Annotated in this window: 13 protein-coding genes; 3 read left to right on the top strand and 10 right to left on the bottom strand. The window is 70.9% G+C overall.

The window, feature by feature from the left end:
- The 7 genes from ACFU6K_RS09955 to ACFU6K_RS09985 form a co-directional block, all read right to left on the bottom strand.
- A partial coding sequence (locus tag ACFU6K_RS09955; protein WP_380662024.1) for a hypothetical protein occupies positions 1-407 on the bottom strand: 407 nt, incomplete at its 3' end.
- Between the two features lie 201 nt (positions 408-608).
- Positions 609-2,003: an NAD(P)/FAD-dependent oxidoreductase gene (locus tag ACFU6K_RS09960; protein ID WP_380662025.1), complete on the bottom strand. Its 1,395-nt coding sequence runs from the start codon at positions 2,001-2,003 to the stop codon at positions 609-611.
- 63 nt (positions 2,004-2,066) lie between these two features.
- Positions 2,067-2,870: an ABC transporter permease gene (locus ACFU6K_RS09965; RefSeq protein WP_380662026.1), complete on the bottom strand. Its 804-nt coding sequence runs from the start codon at positions 2,868-2,870 to the stop codon at positions 2,067-2,069.
- Positions 2,870-3,799 carry an ABC transporter permease gene (locus tag ACFU6K_RS09970; RefSeq protein WP_380662027.1) on the bottom strand — a complete coding sequence of 310 codons (930 nt, stop codon included), beginning with the start codon at positions 3,797-3,799 and terminating at the stop codon, positions 2,870-2,872. The genes ACFU6K_RS09965 and ACFU6K_RS09970 overlap by 1 nt, the downstream gene beginning before the upstream one ends.
- Complete coding sequence (locus ACFU6K_RS09975) at positions 3,796-4,938, bottom strand: ABC transporter ATP-binding protein (protein ID WP_380662028.1); 1,143 nt, start codon at positions 4,936-4,938, stop codon at positions 3,796-3,798. The genes ACFU6K_RS09970 and ACFU6K_RS09975 overlap by 4 nt, the downstream gene beginning before the upstream one ends.
- Before the next feature lie 40 nt (positions 4,939-4,978).
- Entirely contained in the window at positions 4,979-6,229 is a 1,251-nt protein-coding gene (locus ACFU6K_RS09980; protein ID WP_380662029.1) for a PotD/PotF family extracellular solute-binding protein, read from the bottom strand.
- 54 nt (positions 6,230-6,283) lie between these two features.
- The gene (locus ACFU6K_RS09985) at positions 6,284-7,795 is read right to left on the bottom strand and encodes a gamma-aminobutyraldehyde dehydrogenase (RefSeq protein WP_380662031.1); all 1,512 of its coding nucleotides are present in this window, start codon (positions 7,793-7,795) and stop codon (positions 6,284-6,286) included.
- Between the two features lie 332 nt (positions 7,796-8,127).
- Here ACFU6K_RS09985 and ACFU6K_RS09990 point away from each other — a divergent pair, with 332 nt between their 5' ends.
- Positions 8,128-9,780, top strand: a complete 1,653-nt coding sequence (locus ACFU6K_RS09990; protein WP_380662033.1) for a PucR family transcriptional regulator — start codon at positions 8,128-8,130, stop codon at positions 9,778-9,780.
- 3 nt (positions 9,781-9,783) lie between these two features.
- On the opposite strand, the gene ACFU6K_RS09995 is transcribed toward ACFU6K_RS09990, so the two are convergent.
- From ACFU6K_RS09995 to ACFU6K_RS10005, 3 genes are all read right to left on the bottom strand, one after another.
- The gene (locus tag ACFU6K_RS09995; RefSeq protein WP_380662034.1) at positions 9,784-10,986 is read right to left on the bottom strand and encodes a spermidine/putrescine ABC transporter substrate-binding protein; all 1,203 of its coding nucleotides are present in this window, start codon (positions 10,984-10,986) and stop codon (positions 9,784-9,786) included.
- A gap of 67 nt (positions 10,987-11,053) precedes the next feature.
- The gene (locus ACFU6K_RS10000) at positions 11,054-12,412 is read right to left on the bottom strand and encodes an aspartate aminotransferase family protein (RefSeq protein ID WP_380662036.1); all 1,359 of its coding nucleotides are present in this window, start codon (positions 12,410-12,412) and stop codon (positions 11,054-11,056) included.
- A gap of 135 nt (positions 12,413-12,547) precedes the next feature.
- Positions 12,548-14,041, bottom strand: coding sequence for a gamma-aminobutyraldehyde dehydrogenase (locus ACFU6K_RS10005; protein ID WP_380662037.1), 1,494 nt, complete (start codon positions 14,039-14,041; stop codon positions 12,548-12,550).
- 250 nt (positions 14,042-14,291) lie between these two features.
- Between ACFU6K_RS10005 and ACFU6K_RS10010 the strand changes: the two genes are divergently transcribed.
- Together ACFU6K_RS10010 and ACFU6K_RS10015 are read left to right on the top strand one after the other, a co-directional pair.
- Entirely contained in the window at positions 14,292-14,765 is a 474-nt protein-coding gene (locus ACFU6K_RS10010; protein WP_030306695.1) for an Lrp/AsnC family transcriptional regulator, read from the top strand.
- Positions 14,762-16,156 (top strand): aspartate aminotransferase family protein, encoded by a 1,395-nt coding sequence (locus ACFU6K_RS10015; RefSeq protein ID WP_049651897.1) that lies wholly within the window; start codon positions 14,762-14,764, stop codon positions 16,154-16,156. The genes ACFU6K_RS10010 and ACFU6K_RS10015 overlap by 4 nt, the downstream gene beginning before the upstream one ends.
- Positions 16,157-16,266 lie beyond the last annotated feature (110 nt).

A 16,266-nucleotide genomic window follows, 5' to 3' on the forward strand; every position in this document is an offset into this window, starting at 1 on the left:
GCCTCGTGCAGGGCGAGCTCCAGCAGGACCGGGTCGTTGAGCCGCCCGGAACCGTCCGGCGGGACCAGCCAGCGCACGCCCCGGCTGCTGCGCCCGGGGTGCGGGACGACGATCCAGGTGCCCTCCCCCGCACCGCGCACGCCGGTGCCGATCCAGCGGGCGGCGGTGCCGACGGGGACCAGGAAGCTGACCTGCCCGCCCCCGAAGTCGGTGAGGACCGGACCGCGGGTGCGCGGGTCCAGGACCTCCACGGCCGGGTGCCCGAGCCGGCCGGGGACGGAGAGGACGTCCCAGCGCCGGCCGGCCGGCAGCAGCACCAGGCCCAGCCCGGTGCGCTCCCACTGGTCCCGGAAGGCCTCCGGGTCCGGTGCCGCCTGGGCGAGCCAGTGCAGTCCGGTGGTCTCCATGTCGTGTCCCCGCTTCTTGCCGTTCGTACTGTTCGGAGACGGCGGGAAGAGCGAGACCCGCCGTCACCAGGGAGAGGCGGACGGCGGGTCCCGATTACACGACTAGGGGCACCCGGCTACGGGCGTTCGTGCTTTCAGCGGTTTCAACGGTTTCAACGGTTCAGCGGTTTCGGCAGATCAGCGGTTCGGCATTTCAGCGTTTCAGCTGTCGAAGCCGAGCCCCAGCCGGTCGAGGGTGCGCAGCCAGAGGTTGCGGTGGCCGCCGTTGCGGTCCGCCCGCTCCAGCGACCGGGTGGTGAGCTCGATCCCGGCCCAGCGCACCGGCTCGGGCGGGAACGGCAGCGGCTTGCTGCGCACCATCTCCAGCGAGGTGCGCTCGGTGCGCTCGCCGGCCAGCAGGTCGAGCATCACCTCGGCGCCGAAGCGGGTCGCGCCGACGCCGAGCCCGGTGTAGCCGACCGCGTACGCGACCTTGCCCCGGTACCCGGTGTCGAAGAACGCCGAGAACCGGCTGCAGGTGTCGATCGCGCCGCCCCAGGCGTGGGTGAAGCGCAGGCCCTCCAGCTGCGGGAAGCAACGGAAGAAGTGGTCGGCCAGGGTGCGGAAGGTCTCCGGCCGCTGGTCGTACTCGTGCCGGACCTGGCCGCCGAAGTGGTAGACCGCGTCGTAGCCGCCCCAGAGGATCCGGTTGTCGGCGGAGAGCCGGAAGTAGTGGAACTTGTTGGCGCTGTCGCCGAGGCCCTGCCGCCCGCGCCAGCCGATCGCGGCGAGCTGCTCCTCGCCGAGCGGCTCGGTCATCAGCGCGTAGTCGTACACCGGGACGACGTACGGGCGGACCCGCTTGAGCAGCGACGGGAACACGTTGGTGCCGAGCGCGACCTTGCGGGCGAAGACCCGGCCGTACGGGGTGCGGACGGCCATACCGCTGCCGTGCTCCCGCAGGTCGGTGGCCCGGGTGTGCTCGAAGATCCGCACGCCCTGGCCCAGGCAGGCGTCCTTGAGGCCCCAGGCGAGCTTGGCGGGGTGGACCATCGCCACGCCCTCCTTGTCCCAGAGGCCGCCGAGGAAGGTCGGCGAGTCGACCTCGGCGCGCAGCTGGTCGGCGTCCAGGACGGTGATGTCGAAGCCGTACCGGGCGACCGCCTCGGCGATCTCGTGGAGCTCCTCGACCTGGTGGGGCTGGGTGGCGATGTCGATCTCGCCGGTGCGCTCCCACTCGGCGTCGATGCCGTAGCGCTTGAGGGTGGCCTCGATGCCGTCGAGGTTGGCGGCACCGAGGCGTTCCAGCTGGGCCAGTTCGGACGGCCAGCGGTCCAGGCCGTTGCCGAAGCCGTGGGTCAGGCTGGCCGCGCAGAACCCGCCGTTGCGCCCGGACGCGGCCCACCCGACCTCGTTGCCCTCGACCAGCACGACGTCCAGCGAGGGGTCGCGCTCCTTGGCGATGAGGGCGGTCCACAGGCCGGAGTAGCCGCCGCCGACGACCAGCAGGTCGCAGGTGGTGTCGCCGACCAGGGCGGGCAGTGCCGCCGGCCGGCCGGGATCCTCCAGCCAGAAGGGGGTGGGCCTGGCGTCACTGAGTGCGCGGGCGGAGTCCATGCATTATCAGCCACTTTCTACGAATAGGTGATGGTTGTACTGGCCACCGTCGTCGACCGTATGTCAGACGGTGGCCTTCCGGCGGTTGCCCAGCCACTGGCCGACGACGGTCAGCAGGACGGCGGCGAGGAACATCGCGGTGCCGATGACGTTCACCTGCACCGGGATGCCGCGCTGCGAGGCGCCCCAGACGAACATCGGGAAGGTGACCGTGGTCGGCCCCGAGTTGAACTGGGTGATGATGAAGTCGTCGAAGGAGAGCGCGAAGCTGAGCAGCGCGCCCGCCGCGATGCCGGGCGCCGCCAGCGGCAGGGTGACCCTCAGGAAGGTCTGGACGGGGGTCGCGTAGAGGTCCTGGGCGGCCTGTTCGAGCCTCGGGTCCATGCTCATCACGCGCGCCTTGACCGCCGTCACCACGAAGCTGAGGCAGAACATGATGTGGGCGATGAGGATGGTGGTGAACCCGAACGGGATGCGCATGTTGAGGAAGAGCGTCCCGAGCGAGGCGGCCATGACCACCTCGGGCATGGCCATCGGCAGGAAGATCATCGCGGTGGCGGCCGAGCGGCCGCGGAAGCGGTAGCGGGCCAGCGCGAAGGCGACCATGGTGCCGAGCACGGTGGCGCCGACGGTGGCGAGCACCGCGACCTGCAGGCTGAGCGAGAGCGACTGGCACATGTCGGCCACGCCGCAGGGGTTGGTCCAGGCGTCGGTGGAGAACTCGTTCCACTCGTAGTTGAACTTGCCCACCGGCTTGTTGAACGAGAAGGCGAGCACGACCAGGTTGGGCAGCACCAGGTAGGCGAGGGCCAGCAGGCCGGCCAGCACCACCAGGTGGGCGCGGATCCACTTGGAAATCCGGGACATCAGACCAGATCCTCCGTCCCGGCCTTGCGCATGTAGACCGTCACCATGCCCAGGATCAGGGCCATCAGGATGAAGCTCAGCGCGGCGGCCGTGGGGTAGTCGAGCACGTTCAGGAACTGCTTCTGGATGCCGTTGCCGACCATCTGCTCGCTCGGCGAGCCCAGCAGCTGGGCGTTGATGTAGTCGCCGGAGGCGGGGATGAAGGTCAGCAGGGTGCCCGCGACCACGCCCGGCAGCGAGATCGGGAAGGTGACCTTGCGGAAGGTGGTGAACGGCCGGGCGTAGAGGTCGCCGGCCGCCTCGTGCAGGCGCGGGTCGATCCGCTCCAGCGAGGTGTACAGCGGCAGGATCATGAACGGCAGGAAGTTGTAGGTCAGGCCGCAGACCACGGCGAGCGGCGTGGCCAGCACCCGGTCGCCGCTGGTCAGGCCGAGCAGGTTGGTGACGTCCAGGACGTGCAGCGCGTTCAGCGCGCCGACCACCGGGCCGCCGTCGGACAGGATGGTCTTCCAGGCCAGCGTGCGGATCAGGAAGCTGGTGAAGAACGGCGCGATGACCAGGATGAGGATGACGTTGCGCCAGCGCTTGCTCGCCTTGAAGGCGATCGTGTACGCGAGCGGGTAGCCGACGGCCAGGCAGAGCACGGTGGCGACGGCCGCGTAGGAGAACGAGCGCAGGAAGTGCCACCTGTACTCGACCAGGGCGTCCCAGTAGGTCGATATGTGCCAGGTGACCTTGAAGCCCTCTTCGAGCGAGCCGCTCTGCAGCGAGGTCGACGCCTGGTAGACCAGCGGGACGGCGAAGAAGACGACCAGCCAGGCGATGCCGGGCAGCAGCAGCCAGTACGGGGCGAGCTTGCGCCTGGGCTTCGGCGCCGGTTCCGCCGGCGGTACGACCCGGGGTGGCGCGGCCGGGGTGGTGGTGGTCATGCGGCCTCCTCCGCGGTGCCCGCGTCGATCGCCTGGGCGGCGTCCAGGGCGAAGGAGTGCGCCGGGTTCCAGTGCAGTTGGACGGCCGCGCCGGGGACGATCCGCGCGTCGCGCTCCATGTTCTGCTCGAAGACGGTGACCTCCTGGCCGCCGTCGGTGCGCACCACGTACTGCGTGGAGACGCCGATGAAGCTGGAGTCGAGCACCGTGCCGACCAGCCGGTTGCGGCCGTCGGCGACCTGCTCGGAGGCGTGCGTGATGGTGATCTTCTCCGGGCGCACGCCCAGGTGGACGCGCTTGGCGTCGGTGGCGCAGCGCGCCTTCGGCACCGCGAGGCGGGCGCCGGCCGCGCTGAGCAGCAGGTCGCCGCCCTCGGTGCCGGTGACCTCGGCGGGCAGCAGGTTGGACTGGCCGAGGAAGTTGGCCACGAAGGTGGTGGCGGGGTTCTCGTACAGGTCGGCGGGGGCGCCCAGCTGCTCGACCCGGCCGCCGTTCATCACCGCGATGGTGTCGGCCATGGTCATGGCCTCCTCCTGGTCGTGGGTGACGTGCACGAAGGTGATGCCGACCTCGGTCTGGATCCGCTTGAGCTCCAGCTGCATCTGGCGGCGGAGCTTGAGGTCGAGCGCGCCGAGCGGCTCGTCCAGGAGCAGCACCTGCGGGTGGTTGATCAGTGCGCGGGCGACCGCGACGCGCTGCTGCTGGCCGCCGGAGAGCTGGTGCGGCTTGCGCCGGGCGTACTGGCCGAGCTCGACCAGCTCCAGCATCTCCTCGACCTGCTTCCTGACGTCCTTCCTGCCGCGCCGGCGCAGGCCGAAGGCGACGTTCTCGAAGATGTCCAGGTGCGGGAAGAGCGCGTAGCTCTGGAAGACGGTGTTCACCGGCCGCTTGTACGGGGGCAGGGCGGTGACGTCCTGGCCGCCGATCAGGACGGTGCCGCTGGTGGGCTCCTCCAGGCCGGCGATCATGCGCAGGGTGGTGGTCTTTCCGCAGCCGGAGGCGCCGAGCAGGGCGAAGAACGAGCCCTGCGGGACGGTCAGGTCGAGCGGGTGGACGGCCGTGAAGGAGCCGTAGGTCTTGCCGATGCCGGTGAGCCGGACGTCGCCGCCGACGGCCGCGTCGCGCTGCTGGTCTGTCATGGGGTGGTGTCTTCCTGGGATTCTCTGCCGGGAGCGGGGGTCAGGCGCCGATGAGCTTGGAGAACTTCTGCTCGAAGTCGCTCTCCTCGCTCTCGGAGAGCGTGCGGAACACGTGCGCCTTGCCCGCCATCTCGGGGGTGGGTACGACCAGCGGGTTGGCCGCGGTGTCCGGGGCGATGCCGGCGAGCTCGTCCTTCATCCCGGTGACGGCGGAGACGAAGCCGATGCCCGCGACCAGCTGCGCCGCGATCTTCGGCTGATAGTAGAAGTCGATCAGCTTCTCCGCGTTCGCCTTGTGCTGGGCCCTGGCCGGGACCAGCATGTTGTCGGTCGAGGCGATGTAGCCCTTCTCCGGGATGACGAACTCGATGTCCGGGTTGTCGGCGCGCAGTTGGATCAGGTCGCCGCCCCAGGCGATGCAGGCCGCGATGTCGCCGGCGGAGAGCTCCTGGCCGTAGTCGTTGCCGGTGAAGCGACGGATCTGCTTGCTGTCGACGGCCTTCTGGAGGCGGGCGACCGCGCCGTCGTAGTCGTCGGCGGTGAACCTCTCGGTGCTCCTGCCCTGGTCCAGCAGGACCATCCCGATGCTGTCGCGCATCTCGGAGAGGAAGGTGACCCGGCCCTTGAGGTCGGGGTCGTCCAGCAGCTGGGAGACGCTGGTGACCTCCTTCCCCCTGGTCGCCTTCCGGTTGTACGCGACGACGGTCTGGATGCCGGCCCACGGGTAGGAGTAGAGCCGCCCCGGGTCCCAGTCGGGGGCGCGGAAGCGCGACTCGACGTTGGTGATCGCGGTGGTGACGTTCGCCGGGTTGAGCTTCTGCACCCAGCCGAGCCGGATCAGCCGGGCGGCCATCCAGTCGGTGAGCACCATCAGGTCGCGGCCGGTGTCCTGGCCGGAGGCCAGCTGCGGCTTGATCTTCCCGAAGAACTCGACGTTGTCGTTGACGTCCTCGTTGTACTTGACCCTGATGCCGGTGGCCTCGGTGAAGGCCTCCAGGGTGCCGTGCTTCTCCTTGTCCTTCTCGTCCGTGTCCACGTACAGCGGCCAGTTGGAGAAGGCGACCTCCTTCTGCGTCTCCGAGAGGTCCTTGGCGGCGTTCGCGGTCGAGTCGCCGGTCGCCCGGGGGGCCGCCGGGATGCCGCAGGCGGCCAGGGTGCCCGCTCCGGCGCTCAGCGCGGCGGCGCGCAGCAGGGTGCGGCGGCCGAACGCGGCCCGGCCGCTGGTCAGACTGCGTTCCCAGGCCCTTCGGACCGGTTCGGGCAGACCGTCGGTGAGCTCGTTGAACGCCATGGAACGGGCCTCCTGGGGGAGATGGGGTGTGGGGGCACCCGCTTGGTCCGGGGGTTATCTGTCTCCGAAGACGGTGCGGTGCCAGTCCTTGCGGGCCACCGCGGTGGTGTCGAACATGACGTGCTTGACCTGGGTGTACTCGTCCAGCGAGTACTGGGACATGTCCTTGCCGTAGCCGGACGCCTTGTAGCCGCCGTGCGGCATCTCGCTGATGATCGGGATGTGGTCGTTGACCCAGACGCAGCCGGCCGCGATCTCCCGGGTGGCGCGCAGCGAGCGGTGCACGTTGCTCGTCCAGGCGGAGGCGGCCAGGCCGTACGGGGTGTCGTTGGCCAGCCGCAGTCCCTCGTCGTCGCCGTCGAAGGGCAGCACGACCAGCACCGGGCCGAAGATCTCGCCCTGCACGACCTCGCTGTCCTGGGCCGCGCCGGTGATCAGGGTCGGCTGGTAGTACGCGCCCCGGGTGAGGTCGGTACCGTCGTGGCCCTTCTCCGGGGCCCGGCCGCCGGTGACCACGGTGGCGTACGAGCGGGCGCGCTCCACGAAGCCGGCCACCCGGTCCCGGTGGGCGTACGAGACCAGCGGGCCGAGGTCGGTGCCCGGGTTCAGCGGGTCGCCGATCCGGATCGCCGCGTACAGCTCGGCCACCCCGGCCACGAAGGCGTCGTACAGCGGGCGCTGGACGTAGGCGCGGGTGGCGGCGGTGCAGTCCTGGCCGCCGTTGATCAGCGAGGCCGCGACCGCCCCGTGCACCGCGGCGTCCAGGTCGGCGTCGTCGAAGACCACGAACGGGGCCTTGCCGCCGAGCTCCAGGTGGGTGCGCTTGACGCCCGCGGTGGCGATCTCGGCGACCCGCTTGCCGACGCCGGTGGAGCCGGTGAAGGAGACCATCGCGACGTCCGGGTGCCCGACCAGGTGCTCGCCCGCGGTGCGCCCGGCGCCGGTGACCACGTTGACCACGCCGTCCGGGATGCCGGCGGCGGTGCAGGCGCGGGCGAACATCAGCGAGGTCAGCGGGGTCAGCTCAGCCGGCTTGAGCACGATGGTGTTGCCCGCGGCGATCGCCGGGAGGATCTTCCAGGCGGCCATCTGCAGCGGGTAGTTCCACGGCGAGATCGAGCCGACCACGCCGACCGCCTCGCGCCGCACGTAGGAGGTGTGGTCGCCGGAGTACTCGCCGGCCGCCTTGCCCTCCAGGTTGCGGGCGGCGCCGGCGAAGAACGCGGCGTTGTCGACGGTGCCGGGCACGTCGAACTCGGTGGCCAGCTTGACCGGCTTGCCGGTCTGCGCCGTCTCCACCCGGGCCAGGTCGTCGGCCGCCCCGGCCAGGACGGCGGCCAGCCGGGTGAGCGCCTCGGAGCGCGCACCGGGGGTGGCCGAGGACCAGTCGGGCAGGGCCGCTCGGGCGGCGGCGACGGCGGTGTCCACGTCCTCGGCGGTGGCCAGCGCGACCTGCTCGACCACGCTGCCGTCGGCGGGGTTGACGACCCGGAAGGGTTCGCCGCTCCCCCGGGTCTGGCGTCCCGCGATGTACTGCGCGCCCGGGCCGAAGTCGGTCAGGTCCATCTGGTTCCTCCAAGTGCCGTGGTTCGACCGCTGCGGGGTCACGCGTCCGCGGTGGGGGTCTGCGGTCCCGCTGACCTTGCCCGCTGCGGGGTTGGGGTGACAAGGGTCACTTCGACAACCTCGGCACGAAGGGCCTTACAGGGTGCAAGGGTGCGGGCAGGGCAACAGGTCGTCGGGGGGATGGATGATTTACCTGACACCCTGACTGCACAACCCTGACCCACGCCTGACGCACGCCTGACCCACGCCTGACCGCACACCCTGACCGCGTCACCCGAAACCGGAACGCCCGGAGCCCCGGCTCCGCTCTCCACAGCCCCCGGAGGCCCGCGATGCTCCCCACCGTCGCCCGAGTCCTCGACCTCGACGTGATGCGGCGCGGCCTGCCCCAGGTGGTGGCCGGCGCCGACCACCTGGAGCGGCCGGTCCGCTGGGTCCACGTCAGCGAACTGCCCGACGTCGCCGGGATGCTCCGCGGCGGCGAGCTGGTGCTGACCACCGGCATCGCCCTGCCCGAGGACCGCGAGGGCCTGGCCCGCTACGTGCGCGAGCTGGACGAGGTCGGGGTGGCCGGCCTGGTCGTCGAGTTCGGGCGGCGATACTTCGACTCGCTCCCCCGCGCCCTGGTCAACGCCGCCGAGCAGCGCGGACTGCCGCTGATCACGCTCCGCCGCGAACTGCGCTTCGTCGCCGTCACCGAGGCCGTGCACGCCCTGGTGGTCAACGCCCAGCTGGAACAGCTGCGGATCTCCGAGTCGGTCCACCAGGTCTTCAACGAGCTGGTGGTGGAGGGTGCCGAGCCGCCCGAGGTGATCCGCCAGGTGGCCCGGATGGCCGGCGCCCCGGTCGTCCTGGAGAACCTGGCCCACCAGGTGCTCGCCCACGACGCCGCCGGACGCCCGGAGGCCGAGGTGCTGGAGGACTGGGAACGCCGCTCACGCGGGGTCCGTCCGGCCGGGCGCACCGGCCACGACCCGCGCAGCGGCTGGCTGGTCACCACCGTCGGAGCCCGCGGCCAGGACTGGGGCCGACTGGTGCTGGTGCAGGAGCCCGGCCCGCTGCCCGAGGGCGAGGCCCACCCGCACACCATGCTGCTGGAGCGCGGCGCCTCCGCGCTGGCGCTCAACCGGCTGGTGGTGCGCGACCGGGAGAGCCTGGAGCGGCAGACCCACCGCACCCTGCTGTCCGGCATCCTCACCCACGCGCTCACCGTCTCGGAGGCGGCGCTGCGCGCCCAGGCCCTCGGCATCCCGCTGGAGGGCCGCCGACTGGTCGGCGTGGTGCTGCGGCAGCGGCGCGGACCGATCCCGGCCGCGTTGGAGGCGCAGGCCCGGCTGCGCGACTTCACCGAGCTGGCCGCCGGCGCGGTCCGGGCCTGTCGGCTGACCGCCCTGGTCGGCGCGCTGGACGACGAGGCCGTCGGCCTGCTGATCACGCTCGGCGCCCAGCAGGACGAGCACGCCTCGCTGGACGCCCTCTCCGCCGCGCTGCGCCGGATGTCCGCCGAGGCCGGACGGGAGGGCGGCGACCCGGCGGGCCCGGTGGTCGCGGTCGGCTCCTCGGTCGGCTCGGTGCGCGACGCCCGGCGCACCCTGCTGGAGGCCACCCAGGTCGCCGACGCCGCCCTGCACGACGCGCCCGGCGGCCGCAGCTCCTCCTACTACCGCCTGCCGGACGTCCGGTTGCGCGGCCTGCTCCACCTGCTGCGCGACGACGCCCGGCTGCAGACGTACGTGGAGCGGGAGTTGGGCCCGCTGCTGGCCCACGACGCCGAGCACAACGGCCAGTTGGTGCAGATGCTGCGGATCTACCTGGAGCAGGGCCGGAACAAGTCGGCCGCGGCGGACGCCGCGCACCTGTCCCGGCCGTCCTTCTACGACCGGCTGCACAAGGTCGAGCGGATCCTCGGCGTCGACCTCGACCAGGTGGAGTCCTGCCTCTCCCTGCACGTGGCGCTGCTCGCCCTGGACGCCGTCCGGCGGTAGCGGTCACACGCCGGTGATGCGCCCCCAGACCTTGTGCAGCTCGGGCCGCTCGGCCGAGGTGACGTCGCGCATGGTGTGCAGCCGGGCGCGCATCCCGTCGGTCGGGAACACCAGCGGGTTCTCGGCGAGTTCGGCCTTCTCCTGGTCGCCGCTGGCCGCCAGCACCTCGCGGGCGGCCGGCACCGGGCAGATGTACTGGACGAACGCGGCGAGTTCGGCGGCCACCTCGGGCTGGTAGTAGTAGTCGATCAGCAGCTCGGCGTTGCGCTTGTGGGCGGCCCGGTTGGGGATCATCAGGCTCTCCGCCCACAGCTCGCCGCCCTCCTCCGGCACCACGAACTCGATGTCCGGGTTCTCGGCGGTGAGCTGGACGGCGTCGCCGGAGTAGGCCTGGCAGGCGAGCGCCGCACCGGAGGCGAGGTCGCTGGTGTAGTCGTTGCCGGTGAAGCGCCGGACGTGGCCGCTGTCCACCGTCCTCTGCACCAGGTCCATCGCCCGGTGCGCGTCGTCGTCGGTGAACTTCGCGATGTCCGCGCCCTGGGAGAGCATCAGCAGCCCGAGCGCCTCGTCCAGCCCGGCGAACAGCGTGACCCGGCCCTTGAGGTCGGGCGCCCACAGGTCGGCGGTGGACCTGATCTCCCGGCCGAGCGCCTTGCGGTTGTAGGCGATGCCGGTGATCCCGGACTGCCACGGCACGCTGCGCCGGCGCCCGGGGTCGAAGGCGGGATCGGCGAGCTGGGGGTCCAGGTTGGCCGTGACGTTGGGCAGGTTGGCCCGGTCCATGGCCTGCACCCAGCCCAGCGAGACGTACCGTCCGGCCATCCAGTCGCTGATCACCATCAGGTCCCGGCCGGGGGCGGCGCCCTGGGTGAGCACCGGGCTGATCTTGCCGAAGAACTCGTCGTTGTCGTTGATGTCCTCGGTGTAGCCGACCGCGATCCCGGTCTTCTCGCTGAAGGCGTCCAGGGTGGGGCGCCCGCCCGCGTCGTCGGTGTCGATGTACTGCGTCCAGTTGGAGAAGACGAGCCGCTTGTCGCCCTCCGAGCGGTCCGGCGCCGAGCGGCGGTCCTCGGCCACGTACGCGGACGGGATGCCGCAACCGGTCAGCGCGCCGGCGCCGAGCAGCGCGGCCCCGCCGAGCACGGAACGCCGGCGGACGGGGCCGGAGGCGGGAGGACGGCGGGTCAGGGTGGAGCTGCTGGGCATGAGCGGCCTTCCGGAGCGTGGGACGGCCCCGGGCACGCGGGTGCTCGGGGCCGTCCTGGTTGGTACGTCAGACAGTGTGCGCGTCGGTGAGCGACAGCACCTCGTCCAGGACCGCGAGGCCGGTCTTGGCCTCCTCCTCGGTGACGGTGCACGGCGGGACGACGTGGAAGCGGTTCATGTTGACGAACGGCCAGAGCCCGCGCTGCTTGCAGGCGGCGGCCAGCTCGGCCATCGGCGCGTTGGCGGCGCCGGCCGCGTTGTAGGGCACCAGCGGCTCGCGGGTCTCCCGGCTCTTCACCAGGTCGAGCGCCCAGAACACGCCGAGGCCGCGGACCTCGCCGATCGACGGGTGCCGCTCGGCCAGCTCGCGCAGGCCGGGGCCGAGCACGGTCTCGCCGATGTGCCTGGCGTTCTCGACGATGCCCTCCTCCGCCATGGTGGTGATGGTCGCCACCGCGGAGGCGCAGGCCAGCGGGTGGCCGGAGTAGGTGAGCCCGCCGGGGAAGGCCCGCTCGGCGAAGGTGGCCGCGATCTCGGCGCTGATCGCCACGCCGCCCAGCGGCACGTAGCCCGAGTTGACGCCCTTGGCGAAGGTGAGCAGGTCCGGGGTGACGCCCCAGTGGTCGGCGGCGAACCACTCGCCGGTGCGGCCGAAGCCGGCCATCACCTCGTCCAGGATGAACACGATCCCGTAGCGGTCGCAGATCTCCCGCACCCCGGCCAGGTAGCCCGCCGGCGGGACCAGGATGCCCGCGGTGCCGACCACGGTCTCCAGGATGATCGCCGCGACGGTGCCGGGCCCCTCGAACGCGATCACCTGCTCCAGGTGCTCCAGCGCGCGCTCGCACTCCTGCGCCTCGTTCTCGGCGTGGAAGTTGGAGCGGTAGGCGTACGGTCCCCAGAAGTGCACCACGCCGGAGACGCCGCTCTCGTTGGGCCAGCGCCGCGGGTCGCCGGTGAGGGCGATCGCGTTGGCGGTGGCGCCGTGGTACGAGCGGTAGGTGGACAGCACCTTCTGCCGGCCGGTGTGCAGCCGGGCCAGCCGGATGGCGTTCTCGTTGGCCTCGGCGCCGCCGTTGGTGAAGAAGATCTTGTCCAGGTCGCCGGGGGTGCGCTCGGCGATCAGCCGGGCGGCCTCGCTGCGCGCCTCGACCGCGAAGCCGGGGGCGATGGTGCAGAGCTTCGCCGCCTGCTCCTGGATCGCGGCGACCACCTTCGGGTGCTGGTGGCCGATGTTGGTGTTGACCAGCTGCGAGGAGAAGTCGAGGTAGCGGTTGCCGTCGTAGTCCCAGAAGTACGAGCCCTCGCCGCCGGCCACCGCGAGGGGGTCGATCAGCGCCTGGGCGGACCACGAGTGGAAGACGTGCGCGCGGTCGACGGCCTTGACGGCCTGGCCGGCGGCTGAGTCAGCGGTGGGGATGCTCATGCCGGTAAGGCTAGGGCCGGCCCGTCCCCGGAGGGCAGTTCCATCGTGTCAGCCGGTCGCGCCAACCGTCGACAGGGTGCAAAGACAAGGGCCCGGGTCGAGAAGACCCGGGCCCATGGTCGGTTCAGCCGATGATCAGATCGCCGTCATGACGTGCTTGACGCGGGTGTAGTCCTCGAAGCCGTACGCCGACAGGTCCTTGCCGTAGCCGGACTTCTTGAAGCCGCCGTGCGGCATCTCGGCGACCAGCGGGATGTGGGTGTTGATCCAGACGCAGCCGAAGTCCAGGCGGCGCGACATCCGCATGGCGCGGGCGTGGTCCTTGGTCCACACCGAGGAGGCCAGCGCGAACTCGACGCCGTTGGCGTACTCGACGGCCTGGTCCTCGTCGGTGAACTTCTGCACGGTGATGACCGGGCCGAAGACCTCGTTCTGGATGATCTCGTCGTCCTGGTTCAGGCCGGAGACGACGGTCGGGGCGTAGAAGTACCCCTTGTCGCCGACCTGGTGGCCGCCGGCCTCGACCTTGGCGTGGGCGGGCAGCCGCTCGATGAAGCCGGAGACCTGCTTCAGCTGGTTGGCGTTGTTCAGCGGGCCGTACAGCACGTCCTCGTCGTCCACGCCGCCGGTCTTGGTCTCGGCCGCGGCCTTGGCCAGCGCCTCGACGAAGGCGTCGTGGATCGACTCGTGGACCAGCACGCGGGTGGCGGCGGTACAGTCCTGGCCGGCGTTGAAGTAGCCCGCCACCGAGATGCCCTCGACGGCCTCGGCGATGTCGGCGTCCTCGAAGACCACGACCGGGGCCTTGCCGCCCAGCTCCAGGTGGACGCGCTTGACGTCCTTGGAGGCGGACTCGGCGACCGAGATGCCGGCCCGCACCGAACCGGTGATGGAGGCCATCGCCGGGGTCTTGTGCTCGACCATCAGCCTGCCGGTCTCGCGGTCGCCGCAGATGACGTTGAAGACGCCGGCCGGCAGCTCCAGCTCCTTGAGCACGCCGCCGATGATCTCGGCCAGCAGCACGGTGGAGGCCGGGGTGGTGTCGGAGGGCTTCAGCACGACGGCGTTGCCCGCGGCGATGGCCGGGGCGAACTTCCAGACGGCCATCATCATCGGGTAGTTCCACGGCGCGACCTGGGCGCAGACGCCGACCGGCTCGCGGCGGATGATCGAGGTCATCCCGTCCATGTACTCACCGGCGGCCTTGCCCTCCAGCATGCGGGCGGCACCGGCGAAGAACCGGATCTGGTCCACCATCGGGCCGATCTCCTCGGAGAGGGTCAGCGCGCGGGGCTTGCCGGTGTTGCGCACCTCGGTGTCGACGATCTCGTCGGCACGGGCCTCGACCGCGTCGGCGATCTTGAGCAGCAGCTTCTGCCGGGTGCTCGGGGTGGCGTCGCGCCAGATCGGGAACGCGGCGGCGGCGGAGGCCATGGCGGCGTCCACGTCAGCGGCACCGGACAGCGGCGACGTCGCGTACACCTCGCCGGTGGTCGGGTCGACGATGTCGAGCGTGCGGCCGTCGACCGCGTCGACGAACTCACCGTTGATGTAGTTGCGCAGCGTGCGAAGGTCGCTCACGGATCTCTCCTCGGTCTGGGCCTGCGGCGTTGCAGATTCCGGCGCCATGGTACGTCGGCGGGTCCGGCGTACGAAGGGTCCCGAGTGGCCGCACCCGGAGCGGCGCGGTCCACTGGTGGCGGTACGCGCGGCGGCCCTCGGGGGCGCGCGCGTACGGTGCCAGGGTAGCCGCACGACTGCTGGTATCGACAGGCGGAGTGCGCTTCGGCAATGAAATCCGCATACGTTTTCCAAGATCACGACGAAATCAGCAGTTTCCACGCTTGCGAACACGCACACGATCAGGCACAGTGGCCGCGTGGCCAACCGCGACCGGAACGCCAGCGTTCCCCTCGACGCCGCCTCCAAGGCGATCATCGAGCAGCTCCAGGAGGACGGGCGCCGCCCGTACGCCGCCATCGGCAAGGCCGTCGGCCTGTCCGAGGCGGCCGTGCGGCAGCGTGTCCAGAAGCTGCTCGACCAGGGCGTGATGCAGATCGTCGCCGTCACGGACCCGCTCACCGTCGGCTTCACCCGCCAGGCGATGGTCGGCATCCGGGTCGAGGGCGACATCGAACCCGTCGCCGACGCGTTGGCCGCCCTCGACGAGGTCGACTACGTGGTCTGCACCGCAGGCTCGTTCGACCTCCTGGCCGAACTGGTCTGCGAGGACGACGAGCACCTGCTCGAAATGATCAACAAGCGCATCCGCGCGCTTCCCGGCGTGCGGAGCACCGAGAGCTTCGTTTACCTGAAGCTCCGGAAACAGACCTACACCTGGGGCACCCGATGACAGCCGACCCGGCGCAGAAGGACCTTTCCAAGACCGCCTACGACCACCTGTGGATGCACTTCACCCGCATGTCGTCGTACGAGAACTCCCCCGTGCCGACGATCGTCAAGGGCGAGGGCACCTACGTCTGGGACGACAAGGGACGCAAGTACCTCGACGGCCTCGCCGGCCTGTTCGTCGTCCAGGCCGGCCACGGCCGTGAGGAGCTCGCCGAGGCCGCCGCCAAGCAGGCCAAGGAGCTCGCCTTCTTCCCGGTGTGGAGCTACGCCCACCCGAAGGCCGTCGAGCTGGCCGAGCGCCTGGCCAACTACGCCCCGGGCGACCTGAACAAGGTCTTCTTCTCCACCGGTGGCGGCGAGGCCGTCGAGACCGCCTGGAAGCTCGCCAAGCAGTACTTCAAGCTGACCGGCAAGCCGACCAAGTACAAGGTCATCTCGCGCGCCGTCGCCTACCACGGCACCCCGCAGGGCGCCCTGTCGATCACCGGTCTGCCGGGCCTGAAGGCCCCGTTCGAGCCGCTGGTCCCGGGCACCCACAAGGCGCCCAACACCAACATCTACCGCGCCCCGGCCTTCCTCGAGGGCCCCGACGGCACGGTCGACCCCGAGGCCTACGGTCGCTGGTGCGCCGACGAGATCGAGGTGGCCATCCTCAACGAGGGCGCCGAGACCGTCGCCGCCGTCTTCGTCGAGCCGGTGCAGAACGCCGGTGGCTGCTTCCCGCCGCCGCCCGGGTACTTCCAGCGCCTGCGCGAGATCTGCGACCGCCACGACGTGCTGCTGGTCTCGGACGAGGTCATCTGCGCCTTCGGCCGCCTGGGCACCATGTTCGGCGCCGACAAGTTCGGCTACCAGCCCGACATGATCACCTGCGCCAAGGGCATGACCTCGGGCTACTCCCCGATCGGCGCCACGATCATCTCGGACCGCCTCGCCGAGCCGTTCTACAAGGGTGACAACACCTTCCTGCACGGCTACACCTTCGGTGGCCACCCGGTCTCCTCCGCGGTGGCGCTGGCCAACCTCGACATCTTCGAGCGCGAGGGCCTGAACCAGCACGTGCTCGACAACGAGTCGGCGTTCCTGGGCACCCTGGACAAGCTGCGCGACCTGCCGATCGTCGGCGACGTCCGCGGCAACGGGTACTTCTACGGCATCGAGCTCGTGAAGGACAAGGTCACCAAGGAGTCCTTCAACGACGAGGAGGTCGAGCGCGTCCTCTACGGCTTCCTGTCGAAGGCCCTCTTCGACAACGGCCTGTACTGCCGCGCCGACGACCGTGGCGACCCGGTCATCCAGCTGGCCCCGCCGCTGATCTCCGACCAGTCGACCTTCGACGAGATCGAGCAGATCCTGCGGACCAGCCTCACCGACGCGTGGGCGAAGATCTGATCCCCTGAGCCTTCTTCCCCACCCTCCGCCGAAGGGCGGCCCCGCTCCCCGCGGGGCCGACGACCGTGGCGACCCGGTCATCCAGCTGGCCCCGCCGCTGATCTCCGACC

The sequence above is a fragment of the Kitasatospora sp. NPDC057512 genome, assembly GCF_042802135.1.
Taxonomy (GTDB): domain Bacteria; phylum Actinomycetota; class Actinomycetes; order Streptomycetales; family Streptomycetaceae; genus Kitasatospora.

Coding starts and splice junctions, on each gene's coding strand:
- ACFU6K_RS09960 (WP_380662025.1), bottom strand. CDS start 2,003: ATGGACTCCGCCCGCGCACTCAGTGACGCCAGGCCCACCCCCTTCTGG.
- ACFU6K_RS09965 (WP_380662026.1), bottom strand. CDS start 2,870: ATGTCCCGGATTTCCAAGTGGATCCGCGCCCACCTGGTGGTGCTGGCC.
- ACFU6K_RS09970 (WP_380662027.1), bottom strand. CDS start 3,799: ATGACCACCACCACCCCGGCCGCGCCACCCCGGGTCGTACCGCCGGCG.
- ACFU6K_RS09975 (WP_380662028.1), bottom strand. CDS start 4,938: ATGACAGACCAGCAGCGCGACGCGGCCGTCGGCGGCGACGTCCGGCTC.
- ACFU6K_RS09980 (WP_380662029.1), bottom strand. CDS start 6,229: ATGGCGTTCAACGAGCTCACCGACGGTCTGCCCGAACCGGTCCGAAGG.
- ACFU6K_RS09985 (WP_380662031.1), bottom strand. CDS start 7,795: ATGGACCTGACCGACTTCGGCCCGGGCGCGCAGTACATCGCGGGACGC.
- ACFU6K_RS09990 (WP_380662033.1), top strand. CDS start 8,128: ATGCTCCCCACCGTCGCCCGAGTCCTCGACCTCGACGTGATGCGGCGC.
- ACFU6K_RS09995 (WP_380662034.1), bottom strand. CDS start 10,986: ATGCCCAGCAGCTCCACCCTGACCCGCCGTCCTCCCGCCTCCGGCCCC.
- ACFU6K_RS10000 (WP_380662036.1), bottom strand. CDS start 12,412: ATGAGCATCCCCACCGCTGACTCAGCCGCCGGCCAGGCCGTCAAGGCC.
- ACFU6K_RS10005 (WP_380662037.1), bottom strand. CDS start 14,041: ATGGCGCCGGAATCTGCAACGCCGCAGGCCCAGACCGAGGAGAGATCC.
- ACFU6K_RS10015 (WP_049651897.1), top strand. CDS start 14,762: ATGACAGCCGACCCGGCGCAGAAGGACCTTTCCAAGACCGCCTACGAC.